The 17,563-nt window shown below is 35.6% G+C and carries 15 protein-coding genes; 5 read left to right on the top strand and 10 right to left on the bottom strand.

The window, feature by feature from the left end; translation table 11 throughout:
• Positions 1–78 precede the first annotated feature (78 nt).
• On the bottom strand, positions 79–567 hold the full coding sequence (locus GXM17_RS06555; RefSeq protein ID WP_163398498.1) for a hypothetical protein: 489 nt from the start codon (positions 565–567) through the stop codon (positions 79–81).
• A gap of 588 nt (positions 568–1,155) precedes the next feature.
• Positions 1,156–2,049 (bottom strand): LysR family transcriptional regulator, encoded by an 894-nt coding sequence (locus GXM17_RS06550; protein ID WP_163398497.1) that lies wholly within the window; start codon positions 2,047–2,049, stop codon positions 1,156–1,158.
• Positions 2,050–2,129: 80 nt separating this feature from the next.
• Here GXM17_RS06550 and GXM17_RS06545 point away from each other — a divergent pair, with 80 nt between their 5' ends.
• Positions 2,130–2,750 carry an FMN-dependent NADH-azoreductase gene (locus GXM17_RS06545; protein WP_163398496.1) on the top strand — a complete coding sequence of 207 codons (621 nt, stop codon included), beginning with the start codon at positions 2,130–2,132 and terminating at the stop codon, positions 2,748–2,750.
• Positions 2,751–3,012: 262 nt separating this feature from the next.
• Here GXM17_RS06545 and GXM17_RS06540 read toward each other — a convergent pair whose 3' ends face one another.
• From GXM17_RS06540 to GXM17_RS06530, 3 genes are all read right to left on the bottom strand, one after another.
• Positions 3,013–3,603 (bottom strand): RDD family protein, encoded by a 591-nt coding sequence (locus GXM17_RS06540; RefSeq protein ID WP_163398495.1) that lies wholly within the window; start codon positions 3,601–3,603, stop codon positions 3,013–3,015.
• A 185-nt stretch (positions 3,604–3,788) separates the two neighbouring features.
• Positions 3,789–4,478 (bottom strand): hypothetical protein, encoded by a 690-nt coding sequence (locus GXM17_RS06535; protein WP_163398494.1) that lies wholly within the window; start codon positions 4,476–4,478, stop codon positions 3,789–3,791.
• 265 nt (positions 4,479–4,743) lie between these two features.
• Positions 4,744–8,799 (bottom strand): T9SS type B sorting domain-containing protein, encoded by a 4,056-nt coding sequence (locus GXM17_RS06530; protein WP_163398493.1) that lies wholly within the window; start codon positions 8,797–8,799, stop codon positions 4,744–4,746.
• 176 nt (positions 8,800–8,975) lie between these two features.
• Between GXM17_RS06530 and GXM17_RS06525 the strand changes: the two genes are divergently transcribed.
• Positions 8,976–9,908 carry a 1-phosphofructokinase family hexose kinase gene (locus GXM17_RS06525; RefSeq protein ID WP_163398492.1) on the top strand — a complete coding sequence of 311 codons (933 nt, stop codon included), beginning with the start codon at positions 8,976–8,978 and terminating at the stop codon, positions 9,906–9,908.
• Positions 9,909–9,992: 84 nt separating this feature from the next.
• On the top strand, positions 9,993–10,472 hold the full coding sequence (locus tag GXM17_RS06520) for a DinB family protein (RefSeq protein WP_163398491.1): 480 nt from the start codon (positions 9,993–9,995) through the stop codon (positions 10,470–10,472).
• Positions 10,473–10,535: 63 nt separating this feature from the next.
• On the opposite strand, the gene GXM17_RS06515 is transcribed toward GXM17_RS06520, so the two are convergent.
• On the bottom strand, positions 10,536–11,495 hold the full coding sequence (locus tag GXM17_RS06515) for a helix-turn-helix transcriptional regulator (RefSeq protein WP_163398490.1): 960 nt from the start codon (positions 11,493–11,495) through the stop codon (positions 10,536–10,538).
• A 105-nt stretch (positions 11,496–11,600) separates the two neighbouring features.
• Positions 11,601–12,233 carry an outer membrane beta-barrel protein gene (locus GXM17_RS06510; protein ID WP_163398489.1) on the bottom strand — a complete coding sequence of 211 codons (633 nt, stop codon included), beginning with the start codon at positions 12,231–12,233 and terminating at the stop codon, positions 11,601–11,603.
• A 395-nt stretch (positions 12,234–12,628) separates the two neighbouring features.
• Here GXM17_RS06510 and GXM17_RS06505 point away from each other — a divergent pair, with 395 nt between their 5' ends.
• Together GXM17_RS06505 and GXM17_RS06500 are read left to right on the top strand one after the other, a co-directional pair.
• Positions 12,629–12,940: a zinc metalloprotease gene (locus tag GXM17_RS06505; protein ID WP_163398488.1), complete on the top strand. Its 312-nt coding sequence runs from the start codon at positions 12,629–12,631 to the stop codon at positions 12,938–12,940.
• The gene (locus tag GXM17_RS06500) at positions 12,907–13,425 is read left to right on the top strand and encodes a hypothetical protein (RefSeq protein ID WP_163398487.1); all 519 of its coding nucleotides are present in this window, start codon (positions 12,907–12,909) and stop codon (positions 13,423–13,425) included. The genes GXM17_RS06505 and GXM17_RS06500 overlap by 34 nt, the downstream gene beginning before the upstream one ends.
• A 267-nt stretch (positions 13,426–13,692) precedes the next feature.
• On the opposite strand, the gene lepA is transcribed toward GXM17_RS06500, so the two are convergent.
• The 3 genes from lepA to GXM17_RS06485 form a co-directional block, all read right to left on the bottom strand.
• Positions 13,693–15,489, bottom strand: coding sequence for a translation elongation factor 4 (lepA, locus tag GXM17_RS06495; RefSeq protein WP_163398486.1), 1,797 nt, complete (start codon positions 15,487–15,489; stop codon positions 13,693–13,695).
• A gap of 162 nt (positions 15,490–15,651) precedes the next feature.
• Positions 15,652–16,389 (bottom strand): NUDIX hydrolase, encoded by a 738-nt coding sequence (locus GXM17_RS06490; RefSeq protein ID WP_163398485.1) that lies wholly within the window; start codon positions 16,387–16,389, stop codon positions 15,652–15,654.
• Positions 16,390–16,412: 23 nt separating this feature from the next.
• Positions 16,413–17,129: an NUDIX hydrolase gene (locus GXM17_RS06485; protein ID WP_163398484.1), complete on the bottom strand. Its 717-nt coding sequence runs from the start codon at positions 17,127–17,129 to the stop codon at positions 16,413–16,415.
• Positions 17,130–17,563: the final 434 nt, after the last annotated feature.

Raw genomic sequence — 17,563 nt, 5'->3', positions numbered from 1 at the left:
GCTTGTGGAAATGAAATGTACAATATAACATGTTGAGAAAATGGAGATTAGTGGTATTTATCAGCTTGTTGCTTTGAATTACTTTTGTTTAGAAATAGTTTTCACTGAATCAATTTTATAGATTTTTCTTTCTAACACTTCTTGTTTCATCTCAAGCTCTTTTATTCTTGATTGATACATTAATATTCCTACAATCAATGATCCAATTGCAACCAAAAGAGCAATCGCTGAAATTGGTAATGAGTATTTTCCATACGTTGCTTGAAATTTTGAAATTCGCGCGTCGTATATTGCCTTTTGTGTGTTTCTTTCTTTTGCTTGTTGTTCTATATCTAAATATTTTTTCCAACCACCTGAACGTATGACTTCATTACCTTTTTCCAATATAGTTAACTTACCGTGATTTTTAAAAGGCTGTCTTATAAAGGCATTTTCGCAAAGAAAGCTTACAATTTCCCGATACTGAATTTGTGTAGCGTCATTACGCACTATGTCCGATTCTTCTAATATATACTCAGAATTATTGTAAATGTCATTAAGAATGGCATCGATGAGTTTTTCATCCATATTACTCATTTTGTTTTTGGTTCGGTTCTTGACTCCGCCAGTTTTTGGCAATATATGGTAACTTATTTATATGCGAAACAAACATTCTACCCAAATTCATGTGTATATGAGAAGCTGATGTTTCGTATTATTTTCCAAATATAAAAAAATAATAATCTCAAACTTACAAAAATGTCCTTATGCCCGCGTGAAGGATGGGAGCAGGTTACCGAAGTAACGCGGACAGCCTGACAGCAGCCCGGTAAGTGGGCGAATAAACGTAGAGAGAGTTGGCCCACTTATCGGGAGGGTGGCACGCCCAAATGTTTATCGTTTTATACTAAAATGAGTGCAGATGGGGTTGCTAATATTTATACTAAATCAGTTGTGTTCTTAAAAACTAATTCAACCCGTTGGGTGAAATTGATTTAAAATGAATTAATAAGTATAAAATAATAAGTAAAACATCATTTATAACCTAAAAAATTGATGTCATCCTGAGCGGAGTCGAAGGCTTAAGAGCTCAAAAGGGCTTCGACTAAGTTTATCCTGAGCGAAGCCGAATGGACTCAGCCTGAAACTTATTTTAATTTCACCCACCGGGTTAATTTAATTAGGCGGTAAATTAGTGTTTTTCATCTTCTCTATAAAAAGGTTAATTTCTTTCAGGTTATTATTCTTCAGCTTGAATGAATAAAATAGTTTTTGCTCTGTTATTTTAGAAGACTTAATGGGTGTTTTTATTAAATTTTTGTCTAACGCTTCCTCACATAAATGTTTAGGAACTATACTAAATCCGCTATTATTTTTTAAAGCTTCTATGATGTCCAGATAGGAGGGTAATATATATCTTGGAACTATTTTAGGACTGGTATTAAATCTGGAATCCCAGAACTTTTTTATATCATTTTGGTTATTGTCATAGGTAAACCAGGTTTGCTTTTGCAGCCATGTGATGAATTGGGTATCATTTTTTTCAATATTCTCCGGAAGAACAATAGAATTAGAGCAAATTAATTCTAACCCTTCATTCTTTAGGTATGTGAATTGATGGTCGTAAGTATCGTGTTTTTTTATTCCAGCCAATAATTGAATTTTTTCCATTTCAAGAGCTTCAATCAATTCTTTTTCATTTCCGAAATGGATCACTATATACATGTCAAAAGTATAAATATGATGTATTAATTCTTTTCTGAAAAAGTCTGTTGTACAGCCAATTGTTATGGCAGATCGTTGTTTTTTTGCTCTTTGACCGGAATAATATTCTACTTTTTCTAATTCACTTAATGGATTATTAATTTGTGAATATAAAAATTTTCCATATTCGGTAGGTTCTAATTTCCGGGTAGTTCTTTCAAATAGTTTTTTTCCAATATGGCTTTCCAGGGCAGATAAATGTTTACTGACTCCGGGTTGCGTCATATTTAATTTTTTTGAAGCTTCGGTTATATTTTTACAGTCATATATAGCGCTAAAAGTTCTCAGCCATTCTAAATTAATCATAACATATATTATAAATAAGCAAACAAAAATAATTAAAATTATTAATGTGCTGATTCTATATTTGTAAAAAAAATGGACAAATGAAAAAAACATTAGTAATAAATTACACCCCTAGAAAAGGCTCTTACACAAAAATTTTATTTAATGAATTTGTGGAACTGGCAAAAGGAAAAACAGAAATAAAACATTTAGATTTAGCTGAAACTCCGCCAGATTTGTTATTAGAGAAAAATTTGAATTTAATAATGGAATGGAATATGGGTAAAAGAGACTTTTCGGAAACAGAACTCTTAACGCTGTCTAATCATCACAAACTTATAGAGGAAGTGATTGCGGCTGATAATATTGTATTGGCTTTTCCAATTTACAATTTTTCAATGCCGGCAACAGTAAAGGCCTGGATAGATGCTATTGTGGTTAGTGATAAGACATTTTCTTTTAGCCCTGAAACAGGTTTTAGCGGTCTTTGTAAAGATAAAAAGGCTTTATCAATAGTAGTCAGTGGATTTGACTATAATAATTCCGGTACTATAAGGGAATTTGCTTCCTCTACAATAAAACAAAATTTTGATTTTATGGGTATCTCTTCAGAACAGATTTCGGCTTTTGGAGTGGATCAAAACAGAGACCAATTAGATTCAATTCTTGAAAAGGCGAAATTGGAAATAAAAACTTTGATTGATAGATGGTTTCCGGATTAATACTAGTATTTCAGTATTTTGCTCACTAGCATCTTATGAAGTCAATCTGGTGCTCGTTTGCAACGAGTACCTGTTTACTTATAAGAACTAAATATAGCGTTTGTAACGCCACTATTTAAATAAATTGCCTAATGAATTAAGGAAGTTTTGAATTAATAACCGCGGACAAACGCTACGATTTATCTTTTGATTTGTATAGGTACTCGTTGCAAACGAGCACCAGATCGGAAGCCGTCTACTCGATTACCAGCTGTATTTTTATTTAGTTGTCTTTTATTACTTTCGTTTTTGATATTGCATCATGAAATCCATTTCTTGTGAAAAAGAATGAAAATCTATCAAAAGGAATTAATCGACAAAATGTTCGGCTTATTATATCACCAAGCTCCGCTTTTTCTCCTTCTAAGTTTACAACTTTAGTTTTAGTTATAATTTTCCCGACTGTTTTCTGGTATTTGTGTTCAAAAACTATATAATAAGTAGCAATAAAAATTATTAATGTTGTTATTCTGTATATTGCTCTTTCTGTTTGGTTCGTTAGTGATAATAAAGTTTCAATATTGGGAATAATCATGAAATAAATCACAAAAATTATAGTAAAGTCAATCAGGAAATTTAGAAATCTAATTTTTGAGTGGACAGTATTATTTTCTAATTTTTCAAGTTTCTGCTTTTCTGCCTCCACTTTTTCTGCAACTTCTTTAAAACGAGTTGAGTCGATATTTCTGAGTTTAATTTCTTTTTTTGCAGTTTCAATTGCTAATTCTTGATATTTTCCAATATCAACAGTTACAATTTTGATTAGTTCTTCGTCACTTCTATTGGACATTATTTTCGTAAAATCATTTTCCATTCTATAATTTTTCTTGTTTTATTTTCGTGATCTGGGAGAATATAGCTGGTAACGGTTTGCAAGCAGGCGTCAGTCGCGGCGAAGCGAGCTGAGTTTTATCGGTGAAGATAATGTTTTTTCGTGATTTGTATTGCTCCGGTTAGAAGCTAGTTCAGCGATTGCGCTTGCTTGCTGTTAGGCGCAGTTTACCGAAGTTCATACTCATAAATGTAGAAAATATTCTCATTCTCTAAATCAGTATATTCTGAAATACATATTCCTGTAATTAATCCATTTAAAAATAGGTTTGGATCTTCCGTCTCAAAATATTCATGAAAATCACCTTCCATAACTCCAAATAATGTTATGGTTAGATATAATGGATTTGCGATTCGATATTTTAGTGCAAAACAATAGTCGAGCCTAGCAGCAATAAATGTGTGTTCGGAAATTGAAAGCAATTCTTCATTAACTCTTGCTAGATTAATTTTACTTGAATTTAAATTTAAGCCTTCGACAAATTTGGTTATATTAAACGTTTTATCTCTTGGAAAAACCGTAACAGTGTCAATTGTTAAGTTATCTTTTGAAGTAATTTTTATATCTGCATTTCTGAAAGAATACAGGTATGAATTCGTCGTAATTAATTTTTCATTAAATACTTCATCATCATCTTTAAATAACTTGTAAGGATTTCCAAAATATTCTTTCATCAAATCTATGTGCATTCCGGGTTTTAGTTTTTCTAAAATCTCAAAATCAAGGATTTTTTCTTTATGTCTTATTTGTACATGTTTCGATTTTTTGTTTTCTCTGTTATTTTGATAAAGTTGTTGAACAGCCCAAACTATGAGTCCACCGATGATTGCGCTTATGAAATTGAGAAGAATGTCCATATAAATTGTGCCTAACTTATTTATACGCGAAACAAACATTCGCATATCTACCCAAATTTAGGTGTATATACGAATGTTCGTTTCGTATATTTTTCCAAATATAGAAAAATAATAATCTCAAACTTACAAAAATGTTCTTGCGCCCGCGTGAAGGATGGGAGCAGGTTACCTAAGTAACGCGTACAGCCTGACAGCATGCCGGTAAAAGGGCGAATAACCACAAAGTATGTTGCCCTCTTGCCGGGATGGTGGCACGCCCAAATGATTATCGTTTCATACTAAAATGAGCCCTGAAAACCTGGAATGTTCCGTTTAGGGTATAGAAAACCTGAAACCAGTAATCGGTAGAGGGAAGCGGATCGCCATTGTAATTGCCGTCCCAGCCGGGACCGGAAGGTTTTATCTGCTTTAATGTTTTTCCGTACCGGTCGAAGATATTGATGTACGCGTCGGGCTGGTAAGCGAGATCCGGAATGTTCCAGGTGTCATTGTAACCGTCGTTGTTGGGAGTAAAAAACTTGGGATATTTGAGGACGTTGATAATGAGAATCTGGTCGTCGCAGTTTCCTTTGATATCCCGTACCGTGATAACGTGCTCTCCTGAATCGACATCACGAAATATGTTGCTGGTTTGAAAACTGCCGTCATCCAGCTGGTATTCATAGCTCCCGAAACCGTTGTGCAATGTTACGGTGACGTCTGTATTTTCCTGAAATGAGTAGTTCATATTGACGGAAGCAACTGCCGGACCTGATTTTTCGACAATAACCGTAGCCGGATTGTAGCCGCAATCATTTCCAACATCAGGCGTATTTTTAGTAATCTGAAGGGTGTAAGTGCCCTCTTTTGATGCAGTATAATCAGGACCCGTACCAACTTTGTTTCCGGCTAAATACCAGTCGACCGTATAGATAGCCGGATCAAGTCCTGATCTCAGTTGCGCCGAGCGTAGCGTAGTCCCTGTTTGAAAATCAACGCAGATTATTTCGTTTCGCAACAGCAGATTTTTGAGAGGATACACCGTAATATTAAAATCATCCTGAGCATTGCAATCAGGGTTTCCGGCTGCAGCTGCGTAAATATACATTTGCTGGCTGGCGGTTATTTGCTGTCCGGATGTATAAAGTGTTCCGGTTGCATCGGGTCCGCTGTAATAATTCCCAACCGATAAAGGAGGCAAAGTATAACTTCCACAAACGGTAACATCCGGAGCATTTACTAATACCGGAGTTGCTGAGATGTTGACTAAAAAGTTTTTTTCGCTTGTACAGGTCAGTCGGTTTCCTGAAATGGCGTAAACATATATTCTTTGGGATGTAGTTAAAACAGTCCCTGCCGGAATAATGACGCCTGTTCCTCCGGGTTGTGCATAATAATTGCCTAATTGCAATGGAGGAAGAGTGTAGCTGTCGCAAACATTTACATCAGTAAAAGTACCAACATCTATTCCGTTGTAAGTGACTCTAAAAAAAGTTTCGTTACTGCAGCTTGTAAAATCGGCCAATTCGTTATAGATGTAAATAGTCTGGTTTGTGTTGATGAGTGTTCCTTCGGAAATTTGGACTCCCTGGCCATGCGGCCCTCCTGTTGCGGTATAATATTTTCCGTTTTTCAATACAGGAAGCTTAAATGCTGAACAAGTGACTACATCTGTAAAACTATCGACCAAAGGACGTTTCCTGATTTCGACCACAAAACTATGTTCGTTGGTACAATCTGTGTTGGTGGCATATACAAAAATGGTCTGGGTTGAGGTAATGACATCTCCGGCTTTTAATGCTGTTCCTCCGCCATTTGTTTTTGTATAATACTTTCCATTTACCAGAGCAGGCAGAACATAACGCTCACATTCCACTCTATTGCCCGGCGTATCTACCAATGGAAGTGTTTTGATGGTAATTTCATATTTTAAGTTATCGGTACAGTTAGGAGAAGTTGTGGTTGCAGCATAATAATACACCGTCTGTGAAGTGGTGATATTGGTTCCGGCGGGAATATTTTGTCCCTGTCCTGCGGGGGCGGTATAATATCCGCCCACAGCAACCGGCGGCAAAACGTAGTTTCCGCATCTTGTAACCGGAACAAAAGCTGAAGACTTTACAATATCTATTTTAAAGGAATGTTCGTTGGTACATCTTCCGTCATTTGCAAAAACATACAGTGTCCGGCTGGCCGTTATGTTGCTTCCTGCATTTAACCGGGTTCCTAAGCCGCCTGTTGCCGTATAATAATTTCCATTTGTCAAAGGTGGCAATGTATAAGAATCGCAAGTCAACACATTAGCAGGCTTATCTACCAACGGCAATGGGAAGACTGTAAAAGGCACGGCTTCGTCACGACAAACGGCTCCGTTGATTCTGGCGTAATAATAAATAGTCTGACTTGTAGTAAAAATTGTTCCTGCCGGAATAGGGTTTCCCTGACCTCCCGCTGCCGAAAAAAAGCCGCCAGCAGCTACGCGTGGTACAGTGTATTCACCGCAGACTTCTTTTTTAAAACTAAGTTCGTAGATCAGGATTACATTAAAAGAATTTTCATTGGTACAACCGTTGGCTGCTGATCTGTTAAAAATATAATAAACACCTCCTTTGGTAATAACATCTCCGGCATTCAGTTTTGTGCCTGTTCCATTTGGTCCGGTATTGTATTCGCCATTTGCAATTGGGGGCAAGGTGTAACTGTTACAGGCGATTACATTCGGAATATCATCTACTGGAGGAAGCGAGTAAATAATTATCTCAAAATTAACTGTGGCATAACACACTGCACTCGCAATATTTTCAACGCGCACCCAGATGGTTTGAGGTGTTTGGGCTGTTGAGGTATTGAAAGCTTTTGGATCTGCTATGTTATTTGTAGCACTATTTGCTGAAGTTTGACTTGTGTAATAGCTTATTTTGTAATCTGAGGGGTTTTGACCGTTCAGTATGGCGGATTCCTGAACGGTTAGATCAACAATAACTCTTCCGGTAATGGTGTTGCAAACCCGAATATCGGGCGGTTGTACAATATTGACAGGAGGTGTTACCAGCAAATCAAAAGAGATTATGTTAGTACAGAAAAAGCTGTTGTTATTTAAAGGAACAGCTTTTATATAAATAGTCTGGTTGCCTGAACTTGTAAAAGAATTTAATTGATTCTGAGGTATCGCCGGACCGTTTGCATTGGCTGATGCTAAAGAATCGAAATAATAAATGGTATATTTAGAAGGGTCAATTCCCAAAGAGGTTAAATTATTCTGGGTCAGATCATATTGATATGTGCCATTTGTATTGTAGCAGGCGATCAGGTTTTTGGGAGTTTTAATGACCAGATCTTTAATGATTACCTGATCTTTGATGACACAGCCTGAAAGGGTTGCCGTAACACCATAAGTTCCGGATTGCTCTACTGTCAGAGAGCTGCCGGTTTCTCCGGGAATAACAGCTCCGTTTAGTGTCCATTCATAGCTGTAATTACCAGCTATATCCGATTGAAGTATGATTTTTTCGCCTTCGCAAATTAACCTGTCCGGACCCAAATCCATTGTGGTCATAAAACTGCCTCCTTTTATAAATACTGCCGAATCATAGTTGCTGTCATTATAATCCCCAATGGCGAGTTTTATGCTGTAAGTTCTGTTCGGAATCACAGTTGATGAAGCTTTCAGGACTTTGGTTTCACCTCTCATATTGATGGCAGACCCTGCCGGATTGTTTACATTATACCGGTCGAATAAATTAGCATTGGCAGACAAACAGGCAGAATTATACTGCTGGTCCCGAATATTCTTAACAGAAACAGGTGTGGGTGTTCCCGGAACAACGGCAAGATTTGTAGAAACTCCTGTTGTTAAATCGGTCAGGATAAAGGCAAAAACATCACTAAAGCCACACTGAAACTCCCCATATTCATTAGAAGCAAAAAGAAAATCAAAACTGAAATTACTCGACAAAGGTGTAAAATCAAACTGAAGATAACTGACATCAGTAATGGGCACAATTTGACCATTTTCATTACTTATGTTCTGCAAATCGCTGTCATTATTGTTATTTAACCGGGTGCTTTCATTGGTACCTGTATAAGCACCTTCAGTATGTTTGGCGATACCATTGCGAATTATAATTCCGTGTGTAATTGGAAAATTAGGATTGGTATTGGTGAATTTTCCAATACCCAGTCGTGAAGAAAATCTGAAATTACTTTCATTAGCACAGGCATTCTGCATTAACTCTTGTCGAACGAGTTCAGGTATAGCCAAAGTTGTAGTATCGACGGTGATTCCTTGGGATGAGGATAGTGTCGAAAATAGTAATAAAAGCAGAAGCAGAGCTGATCTCATAATCCAAATTTTATTAGTGGTTCTACTTAAAGTTACGAAAATATATCTTTAGATAATATTGATTATCAGTATTTTATGATTTAGAATTATTGTTGCCCAAAAAACGATTTGCAGTTTTAATTTTGTTAAATTGCATAGTAGTTTTAATTCACGACATTATTCTAAATAAAATAAAAATGAAATCATTTGATATAGTTACCCTTACAGTAAACCCTTCAGTAGATAAAAGCACGCATTTTTCTGGTTTGGTTGCTGAGCAGAAAATAAGATGTAAAGAGCCACAGTTTGATGCCGGCGGTGGCGGAATAAACGTTTCTAAAGCGATTTCCCGTCTGCGCGGAAGTTCATTAGCCATCTTCACATCAGGCGGCCCAATTGGCGAAATGCTCAAAGAATTAACCACCAAAGAAAAAATAGATTTTGAAGCAATTCAAACAGAAACCCACACAAGAGAAAATTTTATAGCAGTTGACGATAATACCAATTCGCAATATCGTTTTGGATTTACCGGAGGAGCTTTATCTGATGCTGAAAGCAATACCGTTTTAGAGACCGTTTCCAAGTTAAAACCAAAATATCTGGTAGCAAGTGGCAGTCTGAATGAAGGCTTATCTTCAGATTTTTATCAGAAAGTGGCTGAAATCGCCAAAGCATCAAACTCAAAATTGATTGTGGATACTTCCGGCGAAGCACTTAAGAAAGTTCTAGAAACCGGTGCTTATCTTATCAAACCAAACGTAGGCGAATTGGCAAAACTGGTCGGGGCTGAACGCTTAGAAACAGATGAAGTAAATGAAGCAGCCAGAAAAATCATTTCTGATGGCGGCGCTGAAATTGTTGTGGTTTCACTTGGTCCGCAAGGAGCTGTATTGGTAACTAAAGATCAATGCGAATTTGTTCCTGCACCAAATGTAGCCAAGAAAAGTACAGTTGGAGCAGGTGACAGTATGGTTGGCGGAATGGTTTGGGCATTATCACAAAATAAAACCCTGAAAGAAGTGATTCGTTGGGGAGTTGCCTGCGGATCTGCTGCAACTATGAACGAAGGAACACAATTGTTTAAATTTGAAGATGCTAATCGCTTGTTTGAATGGCTGAAGAATAAATAATAAAAATAATTTTTCCTGCTGACAAACTGTTGTCACCGGCCCCCGATAATTTTGAAGTATTAAACAAATTAAAACTTTAAAATCATGAAAACATTAGAAGCACAAGTAATTACTTCAGAAGATTTATTGAAACACTGGCAGGGACACAGAGCATTAACCCGACGTTTAATTGAACTTTTTCCGGAAAAAGATTTCTTCGAATTTTCAATTGGCGGAATGCGCCCTTTTGCAAAACTAGTCGATGAACTTTTGGCTATTGCTGTTCCGGGACTAAGAGAAATTGTAACGAAGCAAACTGAAGCTTTTTCAGAAGGTGGAGAAAAATTGATTTTCAAAGCGCAATATCTTGAAAAATGGGACGAAGCTACAGTAGAAATCAATAAATATTGGGAGCAATTATCGGTAGAAGATTTTAGTGAAACCTTTAATCTTTTTGGGCAGTACGAATTTCCGGTTATTCAGAATATCTTATACTTTATAGACAATGAAGTGCACCACCGCGGACAAGCCTATGTGTATTTAAGGGCTTTAAATATTGAGCCGCCATTTTTCTGGGAAAGATAAATTCCTGAAAATTTTAAAAAAAACTCCCAAAGACAGAATTTAAAATTCTCTTTGGGAGTTTTTTTATGAAAGTCTCTTTTTATTTCTTTCGATGAGGTTTAAAACCTTTGTTTTTAGTATTTCAGGTTCTACAATTGTGGCATAATCTCCAAACATCAAAAACCATCTTGGAAAACCACTCTCGATATCCCGGCACATAAAAGTCATTTCGATTTGTCCGTCAACCTCTTTTTCTGAAATGAAACCATGATATTTACGTTCTGTAGATAAATACCGGACTATTTTTTTATCCACTAAGATTCTGACTTTTGTGGTTGGACAGGTTTCTGTTTTAGTCAGATAAGTTTCCAAAGAATCGTGTTCAATGGTGAAATCAAGATCTGTTTTTTTGATGCCCTGAATGCGGTCTGTTCTAAATTGACGGTAATCTTTTCGCAAATGACAATATCCCAGAAAATACCAGTTGTTATTGTCGTGAAATACACCAACAGGTTCTAAATTTCGCTGTGTAGTTTCGTCTCTTTCATACGTTTTGTACGTGAGCAGAATTTGCTTTTTCTCGGCAATTCCTTCAAAAAGGACCGCTAAAGTATTGGGAGAATTATCATTAAATAAAGGTTCGGCAGTTTGCATTACCACACGCGATTCAATATTCGAAAGATAATCTTTATCGCCGCTTCTCAAAACCGATTTGAGTTTATACATCGCCGATGCATAATGCGTTCCCAAAGACGGATCAGTAAACTTTTGCATCAGTTTTTCGGCGGCTATAAAACTGCTTACTTCTTCGCGTGTAAACATAACGGGAGGCAGTCTGTAGCCTTCCATCAAGGCATATCCAACTCCCGCTTCGCTATAAATAGGAACTCCCGACGCTTCCAAAGTTCTGATGTCCCGATAAATGGTTCTCAGGCTGCAATCAAAAAGATCCGCCAGTTCCTGTGCCTTTACAATTTTTTTGGATTGCAACTGAATGAGAATAGCGACAATGCGGTCAAATCGTTTTGGGGTTTCGTCGAGCATTTTGGATTAATTTTTTCTAAAGGCTAAAGATACGGTGATATTAACAAAATTGCATAAAAAAAGCTGTTCCGGATCAGAACAGCTTTAGTTTGAATTTTTAGGGATCTAAAATTTATATAAAAGACCAAATTTAGGTTGCGCAAAAATGTTGTTGAATAAATTGATGTTTAATTCAAAACTATCTGATGCGGATCCATTTTCAGGTTTTGCATTGTTGTAAGTTAAAATATCTGCTAAAACAAAAGTTGCTGCAAAACTTTGAGAAAAAAAGTAATTTAACCCTAAAGAAATATTTGCTTTTATACCGTTAGTGGTTTCATCATATGAGCCTCCACCTACAACATTACCTTCTTCTCTTGAATGGCTATACCCTAAACCAACATCACCATAAGCTTTGAATCTTTTTGAATCGGCTTCAAAAAAGTAATATCTCGCAAAAGCACCAATTCCAAAGAAGTTAGTTTTTGCATCTGTAGCTTTTACTTCACTTCCTCCAAAATCTAAATCACCTCCCACAGCAAATTTATTTGTCAAGAAATATCCAAATTTTGGATTTATAGAATATGAATTGTTATCATCATTCGTGCTAAATGATATTCCTCCTTCAATAAACATACTTCCTGGTTGAAAAGATACTCCTTTGGCAGATTTTATTTCTGCTTCTGCCTCTTGTTGCTGTGCTTGTAAAAATGTAATCACAAATAAAGCAACAACTGTAGCAATAATTCTTGTTTTCATAATTTTATGTAATTAGTTGATTAATAAATATTTTACAACAAAAATATAAAAAAAAGATTACATTTGAATCATAAAGTAATTTAGTTTAATTTTAAAATTAATTGTTATTATGAAAAATACGTTATTTTATTTTGTTCAGTGTTTTTCTTTTCTTGTTCAGATGAGAAAGAGCATTTACCACATAGTTTGGAAACAAAAGTTCCATTTAGATCTTGTACTACGATGGATCCTTTTGTTGATGATAATCTTACTGGAAGAGTTTCCTATAAAAGTTCTTACTGGATGTCAGGACAGACAATAAGAATCAAGTTTTTGAATGGAGATGCTTATCTTCAAAACAAAGTGAAGCAATTTGCTAATACATGGTTGCAACATGCAAATTTAAATATGAATGGGTGACGAGTGGACAGAGTGCTGCAATTAAAATTGCTTTTAAGTGGAATGGTGATGTTGCTTCTTGGTCCAATATTGGAAATCGTTGCTATAAAATTGCTCAAAACTCACCATCAATGAATTTTGGATGGTTTGATAATAATACATCAGACGAAGAATTTAGTAGAGTTGTAATTCATGAATTTGGTCATGCTTTAGGATTTGTTCATGAACATCAAAATCCTACTTCCCCAATACAATGGAATGTAGCGGAAGTATATAATTATTATGCGTTGGCAGGTTGGGACAAAGAAAAGTTGATAATAATATTTTAAATAAATTTTCACCATCTACTGTTGACTATACTACTTTTGATGCTCAATCAATAATGCTCTACTCCTTTCCTAGTTACCTAACTTTAAATGGATATTCATTCCCTTGGAATACAGTTTTGTCTAATGAAGATAAAATATCTGCTACAATATTGTACCCACAACCTTCCGCTTCAGATCGTTTCAAATTCAAACTAGTTTCTGGACAAAGTGTTAAATCTGGGGAATATTTTAGGACAGATAATTATAAATATGTTATGAGAATGAAAAGTGATGGAGATCTTGAAATTTCTGAAGTTACTGGAAAAGTAATATGGCATACTAAAACTTATGGTAACCCTGGAGCGTATGCAGTTATGCAAACAGATGGTAATTTTGTTGTTAAAAGTAAATCAGGAACCATTTTATGGAGTACTGGAACTTCGGGAAAAATAGGGGCTTATATTTACTTAGAATTTACAGGTGATTTAGACTTAATAATTATTTAGGACAAAACATATGGTCTTCTAAAGCAGGGATGTCAAATTCGCCATTTGTTTAGAAACTAGTTCCAAACTCATAAGATTGAGTTTAATAAAGAATTAATCTGATTTTATGTATTCATAAAATTATTTAGGCTGTCCGAAAAAAAATATTGGACAGCCAGTTTAATAACAATAATATTCTGATATAAATCAAAAAACATTTTATCTGTAAAATTGCCAGAGATTGAACTAGATTTTTGACAGTCTCTTTTTTAGTGTTTATTACTAAATCTAATCATTCAATTTCAGTACAGCCATAAACGCCTCTTGCGGTATCTCAACATTTCCTACCTGTCTCATACGTTTTTTACCTTTTTTCTGTTTTTCCAAAAGTTTACGCTTACGCGAAATATCTCCACCGTAACATTTGGCGGTAACGTCTTTACGAAGTGCTTTAATGGTTTCACGAGCGATAATTTTAGCCCCGATTGAAGCCTGAATCGGAATCTCAAATTGCTGACGCGGAATTAATTCACGCAATTTTTCACACATTTTCTTACCAATAGTGTAGGCGTTATCAGCGTGAATTAAGGCAGAAAGTGCGTCTAATTGATTCGCATTTAATAAAATATCCATTTTAACCAGTTTGGATTCTCTCATTCCAATTGGAGAATAATCAAACGAAGCGTATCCTTTTGAAACTGTTTTTAATCTATCATAGAAATCAAATACGATTTCCGCCAATGGCATATCAAAATTCAATTCAACACGCTCAGTTGTTAAATACGTCTGGTTGGTAATTTGTCCACGTTTTTCGATACATAAACTCATTACGTTCCCCACAAAATCAGCTTTGGTAATAATCGTTGCTTTGATGTATGGTTCTTCTACCCGGTCTAATTTTGTAGCCTCAGGCAAGTCACTCGGGTTGTTTACGATAATTGGAGTATCCGGTTCTTTTTTGGTGTAAGCCAGATACGAAACGTTAGGTACAGTCGTGATTACCGTCATATTGAACTCACGCTCCAAACGCTCCTGGATAATTTCCATGTGCAGCATTCCTAAGAATCCACAACGGAAACCAAATCCTAATGCAGCCGAACTTTCAGCAGCAAATACTAAAGAAGCATCATTCAGTTGTAATTTTTCCATCGAAGCGCGTAAGTCTTCAAAGTCTTCGGTGTCAACAGGGTAAATTCCGGCGAAAACCATTGGTTTCACATCCTCAAAACCGGTAATCATATTTTGGGTTGGCGTTTTGGCATCCGTAATGGTGTCACCCACTTTTACCTCTTTTGCTTCTTTAATTCCCGAAATCAAATACCCAACATCTCCGGTTGAAATCACATTTTTTGGGACCTGATTCAGTTTCAAAGTACCTACTTCATCTGCAAAATACTCATTGCCTGTAGCCATGAATTTAATTTTCTGGCCTTTCTTGATTTCACCATTTACAACTCTAAAAATAACCTCAATTCCTCTAAAAGGATTATAATGCGAGTCAAAAATCAAAGCTTGCAATGGCTCATCAACATTTCCTTTTGGAGCAGGGATTTTTTCGATAATCGCAGCTAAAATATTTTCAACACCAAAACCTGTTTTTCCGGAAGCATGAATAATATCTTCTAATTTACAACCTAATAAATCGATAATATCATCACTAACTTCTTCAGGATTTGCACTTGGTAAATCGACTTTATTTAAAACCGGAATAATTTCCAGGTCATTTTCTAATGCAAGATATAAATTTGAAATCGTTTGAGCCTGAATGCTTTGTGCAGCATCAACAATCAAAAGCGCACCTTCGCAGGCAGCGATAGATCTTGAAACTTCGTATGAAAAATCAACGTGACCGGGAGTGTCAATTAGATTTAAAATATATTCTTCTCCTTTGTAAGTGTACTCCATCTGGATGGCGTGACTTTTAATGGTGATTCCACGCTCACGCTCCAGATCCATGTTGTCAAGCAATTGTGCTTTTTCTTCACGGGCTGTAACGGTTTGGGTAGCGCCCAGTAATCGGTCTGCCAGTGTACTTTTACCGTGGTCAATGTGTGCAATAATGCAAAAGTTACGTATCTTCTTCATTTTAATATATCAATTCTCTAATTGAGTTTTAGTCTTTTTCGGGTATAAATTGCACTGCAGCAATTGCTTTAGCACATGTTATTAAAGCGCAAAGATAACGCAAAGTTTTGGATTCTGGAATGTAGTTTTCTGATACTTGATTTTGAAAATTAAATTAGGGTTTTAAAACTCAAAATTGAATCCTTTTTCAGTCAGTTTTTTATAGATTTCCGGGTCAAATTTATAGAGTTTTGCTGCCCGGTGTGAAACATCCTGTTGTTTTTCATCTAAGGCAACCAGCAGTTTCATGTGCAGGATTTTTCGGCGAAAATTAGATTTATCCAGTTCAATTCCCAATATTTCTTCATAAAGATGCATGAGTTCCAGTAAAGTGAATTTTTCGGGCAAAAGATTGAACCCGATTGGGGCCTGACGTACTCTGTTACGAAGTTGCATTAAGCTGAATTGCATGATTTCCTTATGGTCAAAAATCAGATCAGGTAGCTCGTTAATTTTGTACCAGGCCGCTTCCATCAGGGTAAGTCCGGCTTTTATATTATAATCTTCGCGATTCACTAATGTATAATAACCAATGGTTACCACTCTCTTCCCTGGCACACGGTTTGGATCTGTAAATGCTTTTAACTGTTCGAGGTAGATGTTGTCAAGACTTGTTAATTCGTATAAAATTCGTTGTGCTGCATTATCAGAGCTCTCCTCTTTTTTGAGCCAGCCTCCAAGAAGTCCCCACTTTCCAATACTTTCACCTTCAGCATGATGTGCCAAAAGTACTTCGAGGTTGCCTTTATTGAATCCAAATATAACACAGTCGATGGTGATTCCGTCGATTACCGGATTTTGAATTTCAGAGGGTCCTCCAACATAAGTCCTTGAAGTTTTTTTAGAGTGTAAAAATGCCATTTTTTGCTTTTATAAGGGCTGGTTTAAAATTCAAAATTAAATCCTTTTTCAGTAAGTTTTGTATAAATTTCTGAGTCAAATTTGTATAGCTTCGCCGCTCTGTGAGAAACATCCTGCTGTTTTTCATCTAGCGCACCAAGCAATTTCATGTGAAGAATTTTTCGTCTGAAATTAGATTTGTCCATTTCGATTCCTAATATTTCTTCGTACAAATGCATTAATTGCAACAATGTGAATTTTTCGGGCAGAAGCTCAAAACCAATGGGCGCCTGACGAACCCTGTTTCTTAAATGTTTCAGGCTGTATGTCAGAATCTCGTTGTGGTCATAAATCAAATCCGGAATTTCATTAATCTTATACCATTTTGCATCAGATGCTGTAAAGCCTGCCTTAATATTATAGTCTTCCCTTTTAATCAGGGCGTAATATCCAATTGTAATGACACGTCTTAGCGGAAAACGATCCGGATTTCCAAATGCTTTTAGCTGTTCCAGATAAATCTGGTCTAATGCTGTAAGTTCATTCAATAATCTGTGGGCGGCATCATCAGTACTTTCTTTTTTATTAATCCACCCTCCCGGAAGTCCCCATTTTCCTTTACTGATTCCTTCTCCATGCTGAATCAAAAGTACTTCAAGACTTCCCTGGTCGAAACCAAATATAACACAGTCAATCGTAATGGCATTCATCACCGAAGAATCATTTTTTTCGATAGTGTCATTATTCAGATTGTCGGCCATGTTATTAAAATTTTGACAAATTAAATAAATAAAAACTATACAATATACTTAAAGGGATACATATTTTTAAATGAGTGCAATAATATTCTAAATTTTTTAAAATAATACAAAATAATAGAATAAAGTGTTCCAATCTTTGATAATTTGATTGTATAAATGATGATATTATAATTATTTTTAATTGTTTTAAATAATCTATAATGATTTATATGTAAAAATTTAGATAATATTATTATAATTACAAAAAAATAAGTCTAATTTTTTGTTAATATAGAAAAATTGCATTACACTTGTAGTCAAATTAACCATAAGATAAATGTATTTTGACTATAAGTTAATTTGAGAAGAAGATAACAGGGATTTTTTACAGGTGGAAACAAAAAATGATGTACAAAATATTTTGAATGCCTATTAATTAGATTAAAACAACTAAC

This window comes from Flavobacterium fluviatile (assembly GCF_010645065.1).
Lineage (GTDB): Bacteria > Bacteroidota > Bacteroidia > Flavobacteriales > Flavobacteriaceae > Flavobacterium > Flavobacterium fluviatile.
Note: the sequence above shows the minus strand (reverse complement) of the source record. Positions and strands in the feature narration are given on the sequence as shown.